Origin of the sequence: Streptomyces sp. NBC_00029 (genome assembly GCF_045160505.1) — a bacterium.
GTDB lineage: Bacteria > Actinomycetota > Actinomycetes > Streptomycetales > Streptomycetaceae > Streptomyces.
The window spans coordinates 1,710,529-1,727,999 of sequence record NZ_CP108292.1 but is presented as its reverse complement, the minus strand read 5'-3'; the positions used below and the strand labels follow the sequence as shown (position 1 = coordinate 1,727,999).

Genomic DNA, 17,471 nt, shown 5'->3' with positions numbered 1-17,471 from the left:
GTGCTCAGTTCTCCGGGGCGGATTCGGACTGCTGGGCCGGCCCGGACGCCCCGGCCGGCTTGGCGGAGTACGGACGGAAGAGGCCCTCCTGGACCACGGACACCAGCAGCTTGCCCTCCACGTCGTAGATGCGGCCCCGGGCCAGGCCCCGGCCGCCGTGCGCGATGGGCGACTCCTGGTCGTACAGGAACCACTCGTCCGCCCGGAAGGGCCGGTGGAACCACATGGCGTGGTCCAGCGAGGCCATGTCGAAACCGCGCATGCCCCACAGGGGTTCGACGGGGATGCGCACGGCGTCGAGGAGGGTCATGTCACTTGCGTAGGTGAGGGCGCAGGTGTGGACGAGCGGGTCGTCGCCCAGCGGGCCGACCGCGCGCATCCACACCGCGCTGCGGGGATCGGATCCCTTGAGCTCCTCGGGGGTCCAGCGGAGCCGGTTCACGTACCGGATGTCGAAGGGCTGGCGGCGGGCCATCCGCTCCAGCGCCTCCGGCAGCGCCCCGAGGTGCTCGCGGATCTCGTCCGCCACCTTGGGGAGCGTGTCCGGGTGAGGGACGTGGTGAGGAGGCAGCTGGTGCTCGATGCCGCCCTCCTCCGGATGATGGAAGGAGGCGGTGAGATTGAAGATCGTCTTGCCCTGCTGGACCGCGGTGACGCGGCGCGTGGTGAAGGACCGCCCGTCGCGCACCCGCTCCACCTGGTACACGATCGGCACCCCGGGGATGCCGGGGCGCAGGAAGTACGCGTGCAGCGAGTGGACCGGGCGGTCGCTCTCGATGGTGCGCCCCGCAGCCACCAGCGCCTGGCCGGCGACCTGGCCGCCGAAGACGCGCTGGAGGGACTCCTGCGGGCTCGCGCCGCGGAAGATGTTGACCTCGATCTGCTCCAGATCGAGCAGATCGACCAGTCTCTCGGCGGGGTTCGTCATCAGAGGATCTCCACTGTCGGGCAGGGCGGGGCGGGCGGGTGCGGCGGGGTGTGGCAGGCGGTCAGAGCGCTCCGAGCTCGCCGACCGACGTGACCCGGATGACCGCCCGGCCCTCCTCGTCGGAGGCGGCCAGGTCGACCTCGGCGCTGATGCCCCAGCCATGGTCGCCGTTCGGGTCGGCGAAGGTCTGCCGGACGCGCCACAGGCCGTGCGCCGGGTCCTCCTCGATCTGCAGCAGCTTGGGGCCGCGCGCGTCGGGGCCGGTGCCCAGGTCGTCGTACTCGTCCCAGTACCCGTCCAGGGCCTCGCCCCAGGCGTCCGCGTCCCATCCGGACTCGGAGTCCAGCTCGCCCAGCACGTTGACGTGGTCGAGGGCGGCCAGCTCCACCCGGCGGAACATGGCGTTGCGGACCAGGACACGGAAGGCGCGCGCGTTCGCGGTGACGGGCTTGACCTGATCGGCCTTCTCCTGGGCCTGCTCCGCCGTCTCCACCTCCGGGTTCGCCAGCTGCTCCCACTCGTCGAGCAGGCTGGAGTCGACCTGGCGGACCAGTTCGCCGAGCCAGGCGATCAGGTCCTGGAGGTCCTCGGACTTGAGGTCGTCGGGGATGGTGTGGTCCAGCGCCTTGAACGCGCTCGCCAGGTAGCGCAGCACGATGCCCTCGGTGCGGGCCAGCTCGTAGAAGGAGGTGAACTCGGTGAAGGTCATCGCGCGCTCATACATGTCGCGGATGATCGACTTCGGGGAGACCGGGTGGTCGCGCACCCACGGGTGGCTCTTGGCGTACACGTCGTAGGCGTGGAAGAGGAGCTCTTCGAGCGGCTTGGGATAGGTGACGTCCTGGAGCCGCTCCATCCGCTCCTCGTACTCGATCCCGTCGGCCTTCATCTGGCCGACCTGGATGCCGCGTTCCTTGTTCTGCTGGGCGGCGAGGATCTGGCGCGGGTCGTCCAGCGTGGACTCCACGACGGACACCATGTCCAGCGCGTAGGAGGGGGACTCCGGGTCCAGCAGGTCGAAGGAGGCCAGGGCGAAGGTGGACAGCGGCTGGTTGAGCGCGAAGTCCTGCTGGAGGTCCACGGTGAGCCGGATCGTGCGGCCCTCCGCGTCCGGGGTGTCGAGCTTCTCGACGACGCCGCCGTCCAGCAGCGAGCGGTAGATCGCGATGGCCCGGCGGATGTGCCGCAGCTGGGCCCTGCGGGGCTCGTGGTTGTCCTCCAGGAGGTGGCGCATCGCCTGGAAGGCGTCGCCCGGCCGGGCGATGACCGACAGCAGCATGATGTTGGTGACCTTGAAGCGCGAGGTCAGCGCCTCCGGGTCGGCGGCGATGAGCTTCTCGAAGGTGGTGTCCGACCAGGCGACGAAGCCTTCGGGTGCCTTCTTGCGCACCACCTTGCGGCGCTTCTTCGGGTCGTCGCCCGCCTTCGCGAGCGCCTTCTCGTTCTCGATGACGTGCTCGGGCGCCTGCGCGACCACATAGCCCGCGGTGTCGAAGCCGGCCCGGCCGGCGCGTCCCGCGATCTGGTGGAACTCGCGGGCGCGCAGGGTGCGGACCCGGTTGCCGTCGTACTTGGTGAGCGCCGTGAACAGCACCGTGCGGATCGGGACGTTGACGCCGACCCCGAGGGTGTCCGTACCGCAGATGACCTTCAGCAGGCCGGCCTGGGCCAGCTTCTCCACCAGGCGGCGGTACTTGGGCAGCATGCCGGCGTGGTGCACGCCGATGCCGTGACGGACGTAGCGGGAGAGGTTCTGGCCGAACTTGGTGGTGAAGCGGAAGTTGCCGATGAGCTCGGCGATCTTGTCCTTCTCCTCGCGCGTGCACATGTTGATGCTCATGAGCGACTGTGCCCGCTCGACCGCCTGGGCCTGGGTGAAGTGCACGATGTAGACCGGAGCCTGCCGGGTCTCCAGCAGCTCGGTGATCGTGTCGGTGATCGGCGTGGTGACGTACTCGTACGAGAGCGGGACGGGCCGGGTCGCGGAGCGGACCATCGAGGTGGGCCGGCCGGTGCGCCGGGTGAGGTCCTCCTCGAACCGCTTCATGTCGCCGAGGGTCGCCGACATCAGGATGAACTGCGCCTGCGGCAGTTCCAGCAACGGGATCTGCCAGGCCCAGCCGCGGTCCGGCTCGGCATAGAAGTGGAACTCGTCCATCACGACCTGGCCGATGTCGGCGTGCTTGCCGTCGCGCAGGGCGATGGAGGCCAGCACCTCGGCCGTGCAGCAGATCACCGGGGCGTCCGCGTTCACGGAGGCGTCGCCGGTCAGCATGCCGACGTTCTCGGTGCCGAAGAGCTTGCACAGGTCGAAGAACTTCTCCGACACCAGCGCCTTGATCGGGGCGGTGTAGAAGGTGACCTTGTCCTGGGCCAGTGCGGTGAAGTGGGCGCCTGCCGCGACCAGGCTCTTGCCGGAGCCGGTCGGCGTGGACAGGATCACGTTCGCCCCGGAGACGACCTCGATCAGCGCCTCCTCCTGAGCCGGGTACAGGGTGATGCCCTGGTCCTCGGCCCACGAGGAGAAAGCCTCGAAGAGGGCGTCGGGGTCGGCGTTCGGCGGGAGCTGATCAATGAGGGTCACACCCCCCATCTTGCCTGGCTTCCCCCCGGATCAGGGAACCGGCGGACGGAATGAAGATCACCGACGGTACGCTGTGCCGTCGATGCGGCCCGAACGAAACAGTCAACAGGGCCCGACCACACACCAGCGGGGCGGGGAACGACCATGATGGGTCCGGCGCACTCACTCTCCGGGGCAGCGGCCTGGCTGGGGGTGGGCGCGGCCACCGCGGCCGCCGGACACCCCATGCCCTGGCCCGTCCTCGTCGTCGGCGCGCTGATCTGCGCCGGGGCGGCCCTCGCCCCCGACCTCGATCACAAGTCGGCGACGATCTCGCGCGCCTTCGGCCCGCTCTCCAAGGGCCTGTGCGAGGTCGTCGACAAGATCTCCTACGCCGTCTACAAGGGCACCCGCTCCAAGAAGGACGCCCGCCGCACCGGCGGCCACCGCACGCTGACGCACACCTGGCTGTGGGCCGTCCTGATCGGCGGCGGCGCCTCCGTGCTCGCCGTCACCGCCGGCCGCTGGGGTGTCCTCGCCCTGCTCTTCGTCCACCTGGTGCTGGCGGTCGAAGGCCTGCTGTGGCGGGCCGCCCGGATGTCCAGCGACGTCCTGGTCTGGCTGCTCGGCGCGACCAGCGCGTGGATCCTGGCCGGCGTCCTCGACCAGCCCGGGAACGGCGCGAACTGGCTGTTCACCGGACCGGGCCAGGAGTACCTCTGGCTCGGCCTGCCGATCGTGCTCGGCGCTCTGGTCCACGACATCGGCGACGCGCTCACCGTCTCCGGCTGCCCGGTCCTGTGGCCGCTGCCGATCGCCGGCAAGCGCTGGTACCCGATCGGCCCGCCGAAGGCGCTGCGCTTCCGGGCCGGCAGCTGGGTGGAACTCAAGGTCCTCATGCCGGTCTTCATCCTGCTGGGCGGCTTCGGCGGGGCCTCCGCCCTCGGATTCCTCTGAAACACCGCCGGGCGGCGGGCGGGATCACCTCCCGCCCGCCGCCCGGCGCCCGCCCGGTCCGGCTCAGCCGTGCCAGGACCGCCACAGCGCCGCGTACGCACCGTTGGCCGCGACCAGCTCGTCGTGCGAGCCCAGTTCGCTGATCCGGCCGCCCTCGACCACCGCGATCACATCGGCGTCGTGCGCGGTGTGCAGCCGGTGCGCGATGGCGATGACCGTACGGCCGTCCAGCACCCGGGCCAGCGAGCGCTCCAAGTGCCGTGCCGCACGCGGGTCCAGCAGCGAGGTGGCCTCGTCGAGCACCAGCGTGTGCGGATCCGCCAGCACCAGCCGGGCCAGAGCGATCTGCTGAGCCTGCGCCGGGGTCAGCGCCGTGCCGCCCGAACCGACCTCGGTGTCCAGACCGGCCTCCATGGCCCGCGCCCAGCCGTCGGCGTCCACCGCGCCCAGGGCCGCCCACAGCTCGGCGTCCCCGGCGCCCGTCCGCGCGAGGCGGAGGTTGTCCCGCAGCGTGCCCACGAACACGTGGTGCTCCTGGTTGACCAGGGCCACGTGCTCGCGCACCCGCTCCGCCGGCATCCGTGACAGCCGCGCCCCGCCGAGGGTGACCTCGCCGGTCCGGGGCGCGTAGATGCCCGCGAGCAGCCGTCCCAGGGTGGACTTGCCCGCACCCGAAGGCCCGACCAGTGCCATCCGGGTGCCCGGCGGCACGGACATCGACACCTGGTGCAGGACGTCGACGCCCTCCCGGTAGCCGAAGTGGACCTCCTGCGCCCGCACGTCCCGGCCCTCCGGCGCCACCTTCGCGTCCCCCGCGTCCGGTTCGATCTCCCGCACGCCCACCAGCCGGCCGAGCGAGACCTGGGCGACCTGCAGCTCGTCGTACCAGCGCAGGATCAGACCGATCGGATCGACCAGCATCTGCGCCAGCAGCGCGCCCGTGGTCAGCTGCCCGACCGACATCCAGCCCTGCAGTACGCAGTAGCCGCCGATCAGCAACACCGAGCCGAGGATCGTCACGAAGGTCACGTTGATGACGGGGAAGAGGACCGTCCGCAGGAAGAGGGTGTACCGCTCCCACGCGACCCACTGCGAGATCCGGCGCTCCGACAGCGCGATCCGCTCCGGCCCGAGGCGGTGCGCCTCGACCGTGCGGCCCGCGTCCACCGTCTCGGTGAGCACGGCGGAGACCGCCGCGTAGCCGGCCGCCTCCGATCGGTACGCGGACGGCGCACGCCGGAAGTACCAGCGGCAGCCGATCACCAGCACCGGCAGCGCCACCAGCGCGGCCAGCGCCAGCGGCGGCGCGGTCACCGCGAGCGCCCCGAACAGCAGCCCCGCCCACACCACGCCGATGGCCAGCTGCGGCACGGCCTCGCGCATCGCGTTCGCCAGCCGGTCGATGTCGGTGGTGATCCGCGACAGCAGGTCACCGGTACCGGCCCGCTCCAGCACGCCCGGCGGCAGACCCACCGACCGCACCAGGAAGTCCTCGCGCAGATCGGCCAGCATCTCCTCGCCCAGCATCGCCCCGCGCAGCCGGACCAGCCGGACGAAGAACGTCTGGACCGCCAGCGCCAGCGCGAACAGCAGCGCCACCCGCCCCAGATGCAGCTCGCGAGCCCCCGCCGAGAGATCGTCCACGACCCGGCCAAGCAGGTAGGGGCCGACCATGGAGGCGATCACCGCGGCCGCGTTGACGCTCACCAGCACCACGAAGGCCCGCCGGTGGCGCCGGAACAGGCCGCGCACATAGCCCCGTACGGTCGCCGACGTGCCCACGGGCAGGGTCGCGGCCGATTCGGGGGCCGCCGGGTCGTACTCCGGCGGCGCCACGCCGATCATGCGGATTCCTCGATCTCTGTGAGTGCTTCTTCCAGCTCTGTCAGTTCCAGCCCGCCGAGCCGCTGCTCCTCCTCGGTCTCGCGGGTGACGACCGCCCGGTAGCGCGGCTCGCCGTGCAGCAGCTCGCGGTGGGTACCGGCCGCGACCGCCGTGCCCCCGTCGATGAGCACCACCCGGTCCGCGCGGTCCAGCAGCAGCGGCGAGGACGCCAGTACCACCGTGGTCCGCCCGGCGCGCAGGGCCGCGATCCCGTCCGCGATCCGCGCCTCGGTGTGCGAGTCGACCGCCGAGGTCGGCTCGTCGAGCACCAGCACCTCCGGGTCGGTGACCAGGGACCGCGCCAGTGCGAGACGCTGGCGCTGGCCTCCCGACAGGGAGCGGCCACGCTCGGTGATCCGCGCGTCCATCGGGTCCAGGGCGCCGTCCGGCGCCGACTGCAGCAGCGCGTCCAGAACGTCCGCGCACTGGGCCGCGTCCAGGGCGGCGCCGGCCGGGGTCGCTCCGGAGGACGGTACGTCGAGCAGCTCCCGCAACGTCCCGGACAGCAGCACCGGATCCTTGTCCTGTACGAGGACCAGGGTGCGCGCGGTGTCCAGTTCGAGCTCGTCCAGCGCGACCCCGCCGAGGAGAACGGACGGCGTCGCGTCGACCGCAGCGTCCGCTGCGTCCTCCCCCTCCCCGTCCCCGTCCTCGTCGGCGGGCTCCTGGTTCCCGTCCATGGGGTGGCCGCCCAGGCGTTCGGCGAGCCGTCCCGCCAGGTCCGGGTCCCCGCACACGACGGCGGTGAACCGGCCCGCGGGGGCCAGCAGCCCGGTCTGCGGGTCGTACAGGTCCCCGCCCGCGGCCGGCGCCTTCACCGGATCGGTGCGCGCGGGACGCTCGGCGGCGTCCGTCCGGGTCAGCGACAGCACCCGGGCGGCCCGCTTGGCGGAGGGACGCGAGAAGGAGTACGCCATGGCGATCTCCTCGAAGTGCCGCAGGGGATAGAGCAGCGTGGCCACCGCGCTGAACGCGGCGACGAGCTCACCCACCTCGATGCGCCCGTTCGAGACGAGCGTCGCCCCGTACCAGACCACCGTGATCATCAGCGCGCCCGGGAGCACCACCTGGATCGCGGCGATCAGCGCCCACATCCGGGCACTGCGCACGGCGGCCTTGCGGACCTCCTGCGAGGCCTCGCGGTAGCGGCCGAGGAACAGCTCCTCGCCGCCGATGCCGCGCAGCACGCGCAGACCCGCGACGGTGTCGGAGGCCAGCTCGGTCGCCTTGCCCGCCTTCTCCCGCTGGACGTCGGCGCGTTGGGTGGCGCGCGGCAGCAGCGGCAGTGAGGCCAGGGCGATCAGCGGCACGCCGACGGCCACGACCACACCGAGCTCGGGAGCGAAGAACAGCAGGCCGACGCAGACGAGGACGACGGAGAAGACGGCCGCGAGGAAGCGTGAGACCGCCTCGACGAACCATCCGATCTTCTCGACGTCGCCCGTGGAGACCGCGACCACTTCGCCCGCGGCGACCCGGCGGGTGAGGGCGGAGCCCAGTTCGGCCGTCTTGCGCGCGAGGAGCTGCTGCACGCGCGCCGCGGCGGTGATCCAGTTGGTGACGGCGGTGCGGTGCAGCATGGCGTCGCCGACCGAGATGGCGACGCCGATGACGAGGAGCAGGGCGCCCGCGAGCAGCAACCGGTTCGGCTCGTGGTCGGCGACCGCGCCGACGCCGAGCCCGACGGCGTACGGCAGTCCGGCGACGCCGGAGAAGTGCAGCATCCCCCAGCACAGGCTCTTCAGCTGTCCGCCGAGCTGACCGCGCCCCAGCCACAGCAGGAACCGGGGGCCGGAACGAGCGTCGGGTACCCCTGGATCCGGATACGGAAGATCGCTGATCTGCATGACGCCCCATGACTGGTCGAGTGGTTCAAACCGTGCAAGGTTCGCCTTCCGGACCGGCGGCGGGCAATCGATTTTCCGCGGACTGCGTCTTTGAGCCAGCAGGTTTGCGGCGTCGACCGCTGACGTGGTGCCTGGTCACCGGGGTCGCACGCCCCGGCGCTCACGGACGGGTGGCGTGCTCCAGTTCGAGCAGCGCCGAATAGTAACTCCGCCCCGTCGCCCGGTCCATGCCCACCTCGCACATCCGGTTCGCCGACAGATGGGCGTCGAAGGCCCGCGCGGTCACCTCAGCCGCCTCGCGCGCCGTGGCCGACGCCGTCAGTTCCGGGTGCAGCATGCCCCGGTCGCCCGCGAAGGCGCAGCAGCCCGCGTCGACCGGGACCACCACCTCGTCGGCGCACGCCTGCGCGACCGCCCGCAGCCCGTCCTCGTCGCCCAAGTGGCGCATCGAGCAGGTGGGGTGGAGCACGGCCGAGCCCACGGTGCGCCGGACGTCCAGGTGCGGCAGCAGCTCCTCGGCGGCCCACACGACCGAGTCGAGGACGCGCAGCTCCGCGTGGAGGGCCCGGTTCTCCGGCGTGAGGTACGGGACCACCTCGCGGGCGAGCCCCAGTGTGCAGGAGGAGGCGTCGACGACCAGCGGAAGCCGCCCGCCGGCCGTCCAGCCCCAGGCCGCCTCGACGATCCGGTTCGCCATCACCCGGGTGCCGGCCTCGTAGCCCTTGGAGTGCCAGATCGTCGCGCAGCAGGTACCGCCGACGTCCCGGGGGATCCAGACGGGCCGCCCGGCCCGCTCCGAAACGGCCACCACGGCCTCCGGCAGGGAGGGGCCGGTGCGGCCCCCGGGGTTGCCGAAGATCCGGTTGACGCAGGCCGGGTAGTACACGGCCGTGGCGCCCACCCGTCGGGTCGCGGGCAGCCGCCGCGCGGCGGCGCCGGGGAGCTCCGCGAGCCACCGCGGAACGAGGTCCGGACGTACGGCCTTGCGCGCGGCCCCGGTGACCGCCTCCAGCAACCGGTCCCCGACGCGGGAGGGGATCAGGCCGGCGGCGGCCACGGTCAGCCGGGCGGCGGACTCGGCGGCCGCGAACCGCCGGGCGGCCAGCGCGGCGGCGGCCTCCTCGCGCGGGCCGTGGCGGCGGTGGCGGAAGTCCTTCATCAGTGCCCCGGTGTCGATGCCGACCGGGCAGGCGAGCTTGCAGGTGGAGTCGCCCGCGCAGGTGTCCACCGCGTCGTAGCCGTAGGCGGCGAGCAGGCCGTCGAGCACCGGTGAGCCGGGCTGCTGGCGCATCATTTCGCGGCGCAGCACGATCCGCTGGCGCGGAGTGGTCGTCAGGTCCTGGCTGGGGCAGACCGGTTCGCAGAAGCCGCACTCGATGCAGGGGTCGGCCACCGCCTCCACCTGCGGAATGGTCTTCAGGCCGCGCAGATGGGCCCGCGGGTCCCGGTCGAGGAGGATGCGCGGGGCGAGCACCCCGTCCGGGTCGACGAGCCGCTTGGTGCGCCACATCAGGCCCGCCGCCTGCGGTCCCCATTCCAGTTCGAGGAAGGGGGCCATGTTGCGGCCCGTGGAGTGCTCGGCCTTCAGGGAGCCGTCGAACCGCTCCACGGTGAGCCGGCAGAAGGCCTCCATGAAGGCCGCGTACCGCTCGACGTCGGTGGGGTCGGCGGCGTCGAAGGCCAGCATGAAGTGCAGGTTGCCGTGGGCCGCGTGACCGGCGATTGCCGCGTCGAAGCCGTGCTCCGCCTGGAGCGCGAGGAGCGCCTCGCAGGCTTCGGCCAGCCGGGACGGGGGCACCGCGAAGTCCTCGGTGATCAGGGTGGTGCCCCGGGCGCGGGCTCCGCCGACGGCCGTGACGAAGGCCTTCCGGGCCCGCCAGTAGCCGCCCACGGTCTTCGGGTCGCTGGTGAAGGCGTTGGTGACCGAGGCCACCGGGGCGACCAGGCCGAGCCCGTCGAGGACGCGGGCGGCCCGGCGCGCACAGGCGTCCCGGCCGGCCGTGTCCGGCGCCCGGAACTCCACGAGCAGGGCCGTGGTCGGCCCGGGCAGGTCCGCCCAGTCGGCGGGCACCCCCGCGACACTGACCGAGGCGCGCAGGGTGTTCCCGTCCATCAGCTCGACGGCGACGGCGCCCGCCTCGTTGAAGAGGGGGACGGCCGCGGCCGCCGCGGGCAGCGACGGGAAGAACAGCAGGGCGGAGCAGACTTCGCGGTCCAGGGGGAGGGTGTCGAAGACGACCTCGGAGATGAAGCCGAGGGTGCCCTCCGAGCCGACCATGAGCCCCCGCAGGATCTCGACGGGAGTGGCGCCGTCCAGGTAGGCGTCGAGGCGGTATCCGGTGGTGTTCTTGATCTCGTACTTGGCGCGGATCCGCGCGGCCAGCGCCGGGTCGGCCTCGATCTCCCGCTTGATCTCCATCAGGCCGTGGCACAGGGCCGGTTCGGCACGCGCCAGCTCCTCGTCGGCCAGTGGGTCGGCGGTGTCCACGACGGTGCCGCCGGGCAGGACGAAGCTGAGGGAGGAGAGCGTGCGGTAGGAGTTGCGCGTGGTGCCCGCCGTCATCCCGGACGCGTTGTTGGCGACGACCCCGCCGAGGGTGCAGGCGAGGGCGCTCGCGGGGTCGGGGCCGAGGATCCGGCCGTGGCGGGCGAGGGCCGCGTTGGCCCGGGCCACGGTGGTGCCGGGCCGGATCCGGGCCAGCCGGCCCTCCTGGAGCACCTCGATCCCGGCCCAGTGGCGGCGTACGTCGACCAGGATGTCCTCGCCCTGGGCCTGGCCGTTGAGCGAGGTCCCGGCGGCGCGGAAGACGACCTCGCGCTGTCGGCCGTGGGCGTACGAGAGCACGGTGGAGACGTCGTCGATGTTCTCGGCGATCACCACGACCTGGGGCACGAAGCGGTAGGGGGAGGCGTCGGAGGCGTAGCGGACCAGGTCGGAGACCTTCCAGAGCACCTTCCCGGGGCCGAGCAGCTCGGTCAGCTCGGTGCGCAGCGGTTCCGGCGTGCCGCCGGCCCGGTGCGCGGGGACCCGGTCGGGGGCGGGGCCGCTGATGCTGCGGGGGCGCAGCGCCCCCGGCTTCGGTTCCAGCAGCGGCATCTGCGACCCCTCGCGTCGTCCGGGCCCACGGGTGGCCTACTCAGCAGGTGTGCTCCGCCGGGGCGTCCGACAGGGCGTTCAGCAGACCGCCGAGCACTTCGCGCTGGCCGGCGGTCAACGGAGCCAGGATCTCCTCCGCGGCGTCGGTTCGCGCGTTGCGCAGACGGCGCAGCGTGGCGCGGCCGGTGTCGGTGAGCTCGATGCGGATGACGCGGCGGTTCGCAGGATCGGGTGCGCGCCTTACGCACCCGGCCGCCTCCAGGCCGTCCACGAGGGTGGTGACCGCGCGGGGGACGACTTCCAGACGCGCGGCGAGATCCGCCATCCGGGGTGCCCGGTCGTCCTCGTAGTGCGAGACGAGGCGCAGCAAACGACCCTGGGCGGGAGTGATCCCGAGCGGCACCATGTGGCGCTTCTGGATCCGGTGGAGCCTGCGCGTCAGGCGCAGGAGCTGTTCGGCGAGGAGACGATCGCTGTCGGAGGCGGAGCTCATGCGGGAACGATATCAGGATGCCGTTCATTGTGAGCATAGGTAACAATGACCTATGCTCCAATGGTGTCCCGACTGCGCCGGAGGGGACCGCGCCACGACCTCGACCCCGACTCCTGACCCCCGAGAGGGTGCCCATGCCACACGACGAACCGAAGTGGATCCCATCGAAAGAGCCCATCGACCCCACCCGTCCCGCCCCCGCGGAGCAGCCGAGGGAGCTGCGTCGCATCGTGGGGCTATTCCGGCCCTACCGCGGCCGGCTCGCCGTCGTCGGCCTGCTGGTCGGCGCCTCCTCGCTGGTCGGCGTCGCCTCGCCGTTCATGCTCCGCGAGATACTCGACGTCGCGATCCCGGAGGGCCGCACGGGGCTGCTCAGCCTGCTCGCGCTCGGCATGATCCTGACCGCCGTCGTCACCAGCGTCTTCGGTGTGCTCCAGACCTTCATCTCCACCACCGTCGGCCAGCGCGTCATGCACGACCTGCGCACCGCCGTCTACGCGCAGCTCCAGCGGATGCCGCTGGCCTTCTTCACGCGGACGCGCACCGGGGAGGTGCAGTCCCGCATAGCGAACGACATCGGCGGCATGCAGGCCACCGTCACCTCCACCGCGACCTCGCTCGTCTCGAACCTGACGGCCGTCATCGCCACGGTGGTCGCGATGCTCGCGCTCGACTGGCGGCTCACCCTCGTCTCGCTGCTCCTGCTGCCCGTCTTCGTGTGGATCAGCCGGCGGGTCGGACACGAGCGCAAGAGGATCACGACGAAGCGGCAGAAACAGATGGCCGCCATGGCCGCGACGGTCACCGAGTCGCTGTCGGTGAGCGGCATCCTGCTCGGTCGGACCATGGGCCGCTCCGAGTCCCTCACCGCTGCCTTCTCCGCGGAGTCGGAGAAGCTCGTCGACCTCGAGGTGCGCTCCAGCATGGCCGGGCGCTGGCGGATGTCCACCATCGGCATCGTGATGGCCGCGATGCCCGCGCTGATCTACTGGGCGGCCGGCATAGCCCTCCAGACGGGCGCCCCCTCGCTCTCCGTCGGCACCCTCGTCGCCTTCGTCACCCTCCAGCAGGGCCTGTTCCGGCCCGCCGTGAGCCTGCTGTCGACCGGCGTGCAGATACAGACCTCGCTCGCGCTGTTCGCCCGTATCTTCGAGTACCTCGACCTGCCGGTGGACATCACCGAGCGCGCGGACGCGGTGCGGCTGGACCGGGCCAAGGGCGAGGTCACCCTGGAGGACGTGCACTTCACGTACGAGGCCAAGAACGGCCCGACCCTCTCGGGCATCGACATCACCGTCCCCGCCGGCGGCTCCCTCGCCGTGGTCGGCCCGACCGGCTCCGGCAAGAGCACGCTCAGCTACCTGGTGCCCCGGCTCTACGACGTCACCGGCGGCCGGGTCGCCCTCGACGGGGTGGACGTGCGCCATCTGGACTTCGACTCGCTGGCCCGCTCGATCGGCGTGGTCTCCCAGGAGACCTACCTCTTCCACGCCTCGGTCGCCGACAACCTGCGCTTCGCCAAGCCGGAGGCCACCGACGAGGAGATCGCCGACGCGGCCCGTGCGGCCCAGATCCACGAGCACATCACCTCCCTGCCCGACGGGTACGACACCCTGGTCGGCGAGCGCGGCTACCGTTTCTCCGGGGGCGAGAAGCAGCGCCTGGCCATTGCGCGCACCATCCTGCGGGACCCGCCCGTGCTGATCCTCGACGAGGCCACCAGCGCCCTGGACACCCGCACCGAGCACGCCGTGCAGCAGGCCATCGACAACCTCTCCGCGGGCCGCACCACCATCACCATCGCGCACCGTCTCTCCACCGTCCGCGACGCCGACCAGATCGTGGTCCTGGACGCCGGGCGCATCGCCGAGCGCGGCACCCACGAGGAGCTGCTGAAGGCGGACGGCCGGTACGCCGCCCTGGTCCGTCGGGACCGCGACGCCGCGCTGACGCCCGAGCCGCCCGAGGGCGTCCAGCTGGCTCCGGTGAATGTGTGACCGTATGACCGACGCACGGGTCGGATGCCGGAAATGTGATGGATCGCGGGTTAGCGTTCCCGCATGCGTCATGAGTACTGGCCGCCGCAGCGCCGTTCCCGGCTGACCCGCCGGGGCCGGCTGGCGCTCTTCCTCGGCACGCTGATCGCGATCGGTGCGGCCCTCCTGATTCCCATACTGCGCGGTGGCGAAGCGCCGCAGACGCCACGCACCCTGCTGATCCCCGAGGGCTGGCGTGCCCCGCAGGTGTACGCCGCGGTCGACCGCGAGCTGAAGCTCCCGCCGGGGTCCACCAAGGCGGCGGTGCCCACCGCCGGGCTGGCCCTGCCCGCGGAGGCCAAGGGCAATCCCGAGGGCTACCTCTTCCCGGCGACGTACCCGGTGACCTCGAGCTCCACTCCGGCCACGCTCCTCGCGCACATGGTGCGGACGGCGAACGAGAAGCTCGCCACCAGAGCCGTCGCCGACGGCGGCAGGGCCCACGGGATGACCCCGTACCAGACCGCCACCCTGGCCAGCATCATCGAGGCGGAGGCCGAGAGCCGCGCCGACATGGGCAAGGTCGCACGGGTCGTGCACAACCGGCTCGCGAAGTCGATGCCGCTCCAGATGGACTCCACCATCAACTACGCGCTGAACCGCAGCACCCTGGACACCACGCTGAGCGACACCCGGATCGACAGCCCCTTCAACACCTACGAACGCCAGGGACTGCCGCCCACGCCCATCGACAGCCCCGGACTGCAGGCCATGGCGGCCGCGGTTGCCCCCACCCCCGGGGACTGGCTGTTCTTCGTCACCGTCAAGCAGGGCGACACCCGCTTCTCGGCGACGTACGAGGAACACAAGAAGCACGTGGCGGAGTTCAACCGGCTCCGCGTGAACGCGGGCCCCCGCACAGGTCAGGCCGGTCCCGCCGGGAAATGAGGGGCGCCGGCTCCGGGGGCGGACCTACGATCGGCGGCTGCGGGATGCGCGGGCACCGAGGGGGTCGAGCCGTGAAGTGGCCATGGAGGACGAAGCCGTCTGGCGGCGGGGCGAGTGCCCCCGCGGCCGGCGAGGACCTGCCTGCGGGGACCGGCGGGAGCGCCGAGCCGGAGGCGATGCGCGCCGAGGGACCGGTACGCACCGAGGAGGCGATACGCGCCGAGCGGGCGGACGCCGCCCGGCGGCAGCTGATCGAAGAACGCTGAGGGTCGCAGACCGCGGCCTGGGCGGACTGGCTGGCCCGTTCCCCGGCCGGCGTGGACCTGCGCCTGTGGTGGCGCGAGCAGAACGGTCTCGTCGCGCTCATCGGCGAGGAGCGCTACCGCGACCGCCTCGCCGAACTGCTCTCGCGGGCGGCCCCGCGCGATCTCGCGGCCATGGGGCTCGGCTGTTCCCGGCGTGTCGACCGGGCCTGCCGCGCCCCCGAGGTCTGCGGGCAGGACCCCGGGCCACGGACGGACGGACGTCCCTTCAGCCGCAGCGGCCCGGTCCCGGGGGCGTGCAGCTCCTTCATCGACTGCTACAGCCCGCACGGGATCCGGGTCGGTTTCAGCGGCGGCGACCGCCACAGCACGGTGATGCTGCTGCGGGGCGGCCCCGTCGAGGCGCGGCTGTGGGTGGACGGCGTGCCCCTCCTGGAGGGGCACTGGCTGGACGACGGCGGCCACTGGCTGGAGGAGCGGTTCTTCGTCATCCGGATCGGCGGTCCGGACGACCACCCGGAGCAGGGGTACACCATCGGCGAGTGGCTCCACGACATCGTCTCCCTCCTGGTCTACGACGCGGACCTGCGGGTCCCGCACGTCCTGGTCCCGGGGCCCACCGAGAACTGGCGGTACCCGGTCGTCGACGTGCGGGACGGAACGGTCCGCGTCTACGCGGACGAGGAGGCGCAGGCCGCCGCCACCCCGGACCGGGAATTCCCGGTCGGGGCGCGCTAGGTCCTGTCGTCGAAGTAGCACCGGTCGGGCGCCGCGGGCCAGGCGGGACTTTGAGGACAGGGCCTTAGTCTTAGCTTGTCGTTTATGGTCCGGCGTCGAACGAGGGTCGAACTTGTTCGGTGTTTTCCCAGTTCACCAGCTGCGTGAGGGGCCGCGGGTCGATCCTGTGCTGAGCGACAGGCTGGTCGGGCACGAGGTTGAACGAGACGCGTTGACGGTGGTGGCGGAGTTCCGCTCGGAGTTGTACGCGTGCCTGACCGCGCGGAGTGACGTCCTGTTCGAGTTGTGCGACGCGTTGCTGTGCACCGACGGTCCGGTCCGCACCCTCGTGGACCTGGCGCTCGCTGCCGAGCATCGGCGCGGGCACGGGGCCTTGTACTCCGGGATCAACCACGGTCGGATCGACGTCGCCCGGCTGAGGCGGGCACTGACCAGCGTCCCGCTTCCCCGAGCCGGCGACGGTCGGCTGGTGCTGGCCGTGGACGTCTCCCCGTGGTTGCGGCCGGACGCCGACACTTCCTCGGACCGGTCCTTCTGCCATACCTTCGGACGCGGCCTGGGCAAGCACCAGATGGTGCCCGGCTGGCCGTACTCGATCGTCGCCGCCCTGGAGACCGGCAGGACCTCGTGGACCGCGTTGCTGGACGCGATCCGGCTGGAGCCCGGCGCCGACTTGGCCGCGGTCACCGCCGGCCAGGTGCGCGATGTCGTCGAACGCCTCGTGGAAGCCCGCCAGTGGCAGGCAGGGGCCCCGAACATCTTGGTCGTCCTCGATGCCGGCTACGACGCGCCCCGCATCGCCCACCTCCTGAGTGATCTTCCCGTCGAGGTGCTGGGCCGGCTCCGTTCGGACCGGGTCATGCGCAAACCCGTCCCCGTGCCATGGATCTGCCCGCCGCAAGGCGGCCGCCCGCCCAGGCACGGAGGCGAGTTCGTCTTCGGCGACCCGGCCACATGGGGCGAGGTCACCGCGGTCACCGTCACCAACACCAACCGATACGGGACCGCGACCGCCCAAGCCTGGGACCGGCTACACCCACGGCTCACCCACAGGGCAGCGTGGCTTGACCACGAGGGCCCGTTGCCGATCATCGAGGGCACCGTGATGCGCCTGACGGTCGCGAAACTGCCCAGCGGCGGGGTGAACAAGCCCGTCTGGCTGTGGTGGTCGGGCACCGGCGCCAGCCCCGACGACGTCGACCGGTGCTGGCAGGCGTTCCTCCGGCGCTTCGACGTGGAACACACCTTCCGCCTGCTCAAGCAGACACTCGGCTGGACCCGCCCGAAACTGCGAGACTCGCAGGCCGCCGACCGCTGGACCTGGCTCGTCCTGGCCGCGCACGCTCAGCTTCGCCTCGCCCGCCCGCTCGCGCGCGACCTCTGACGGCCATGGGAGCGGCCGGCAGAACCGAACAGACTCCCACCGGCCCGGGTTCGGCGGGGGTTCAGGAACCTGCGGGCGAAGACCGGCACGCCAGCCGGTGCACCGAAACCCACCCGCCCCGGCCCAGGCCGACCGCTCGGCTCGAAGAACCAGCAGCCTGCCACCCGCTACGAAGTCGGACGCGTCCTCGCCACGGGCGAGGCATACGCCCGCCCAGCACACCACAAGGTCGGCACGAAACCCCGGAGAATCAGCTGAATGGCCAGCTCAGGGTCTCTACGGCCGAGCGGCAACAGCATCGACGCCAGACGCGCGCAGCTTGCGGGCCAGGAACTCCATCTCAGGCATCGTGCCTGAGTGGGCTCCCGCCAAGACCTCGCTCAGCAGGGTCTT

11 protein-coding genes and 1 pseudogene are annotated in these 17,471 nt (G+C 72.0%); 6 read left to right on the top strand and 6 right to left on the bottom strand.

Annotated features, from left to right (window positions below; all coding sequences use genetic code 11):
* Positions 1-4 precede the first annotated feature (4 nt).
* Together OG753_RS08495 and OG753_RS08490 are read right to left on the bottom strand one after the other, a co-directional pair.
* The gene (locus OG753_RS08495) at positions 5-928 is read right to left on the bottom strand and encodes an acyl-CoA thioesterase II (protein ID WP_327261190.1); all 924 of its coding nucleotides are present in this window, start codon (positions 926-928) and stop codon (positions 5-7) included.
* Positions 929-989: 61 nt separating this feature from the next.
* The gene (locus OG753_RS08490) at positions 990-3,512 is read right to left on the bottom strand and encodes a DUF3516 domain-containing protein (RefSeq protein ID WP_327261189.1); all 2,523 of its coding nucleotides are present in this window, start codon (positions 3,510-3,512) and stop codon (positions 990-992) included.
* Between the two features lie 144 nt (positions 3,513-3,656).
* On the opposite strand from OG753_RS08490, the gene OG753_RS08485 reads away from it, so the two are divergent.
* Positions 3,657-4,448, top strand: coding sequence for a metal-dependent hydrolase (locus tag OG753_RS08485; protein ID WP_327261188.1), 792 nt, complete (start codon positions 3,657-3,659; stop codon positions 4,446-4,448).
* 63 nt (positions 4,449-4,511) lie between these two features.
* Here the strand turns inward: OG753_RS08485 and OG753_RS08480 are convergent, their stop codons facing one another.
* From OG753_RS08480 to OG753_RS08465, 4 genes are all read right to left on the bottom strand, one after another.
* The gene (locus OG753_RS08480; RefSeq protein WP_405787919.1) at positions 4,512-6,293 is read right to left on the bottom strand and encodes an ABC transporter ATP-binding protein; all 1,782 of its coding nucleotides are present in this window, start codon (positions 6,291-6,293) and stop codon (positions 4,512-4,514) included.
* The gene (locus OG753_RS08475) at positions 6,290-8,179 is read right to left on the bottom strand and encodes an ABC transporter ATP-binding protein (protein WP_405787917.1); all 1,890 of its coding nucleotides are present in this window, start codon (positions 8,177-8,179) and stop codon (positions 6,290-6,292) included. Before OG753_RS08475 ends, OG753_RS08480 begins: the two co-directional genes overlap by 4 nt.
* Before the next feature lie 160 nt (positions 8,180-8,339).
* Positions 8,340-11,276: an FAD-binding and (Fe-S)-binding domain-containing protein gene (locus OG753_RS08470; RefSeq protein ID WP_405787915.1), complete on the bottom strand. Its 2,937-nt coding sequence runs from the start codon at positions 11,274-11,276 to the stop codon at positions 8,340-8,342.
* Between the two features lie 40 nt (positions 11,277-11,316).
* Positions 11,317-11,769, bottom strand: a complete 453-nt coding sequence (locus OG753_RS08465) for a MarR family transcriptional regulator (RefSeq protein ID WP_327261184.1) — start codon at positions 11,767-11,769, stop codon at positions 11,317-11,319.
* A 134-nt stretch (positions 11,770-11,903) separates the two neighbouring features.
* On the opposite strand from OG753_RS08465, the gene OG753_RS08460 reads away from it, so the two are divergent.
* The 5 genes and pseudogenes from OG753_RS08460 (at position 11,904) to OG753_RS08440 (ending at position 17,336) form a co-directional block, all read left to right on the top strand.
* Positions 11,904-13,766 carry an ABC transporter ATP-binding protein gene (locus OG753_RS08460; RefSeq protein ID WP_405787913.1) on the top strand — a complete coding sequence of 621 codons (1,863 nt, stop codon included), beginning with the start codon at positions 11,904-11,906 and terminating at the stop codon, positions 13,764-13,766.
* A gap of 63 nt (positions 13,767-13,829) precedes the next feature.
* Positions 13,830-14,693, top strand: a complete 864-nt coding sequence (gene mltG, locus OG753_RS08455) for an endolytic transglycosylase MltG (protein ID WP_327261182.1) — start codon at positions 13,830-13,832, stop codon at positions 14,691-14,693.
* Between the two features lie 71 nt (positions 14,694-14,764).
* The gene (locus OG753_RS08450; protein ID WP_405787911.1) at positions 14,765-14,959 is read left to right on the top strand and encodes a hypothetical protein; all 195 of its coding nucleotides are present in this window, start codon (positions 14,765-14,767) and stop codon (positions 14,957-14,959) included.
* A 51-nt stretch (positions 14,960-15,010) separates the two neighbouring features.
* Positions 15,011-15,694 carry a hypothetical protein gene (locus OG753_RS08445; RefSeq protein ID WP_405787909.1) on the top strand — a complete coding sequence of 228 codons (684 nt, stop codon included), beginning with the start codon at positions 15,011-15,013 and terminating at the stop codon, positions 15,692-15,694.
* A 181-nt stretch (positions 15,695-15,875) separates the two neighbouring features.
* Positions 15,876-17,336, top strand: a pseudogene (locus OG753_RS08440) (NF041680 family putative transposase).
* The last annotated feature ends 135 nt before the right edge of the window (positions 17,337-17,471 follow it).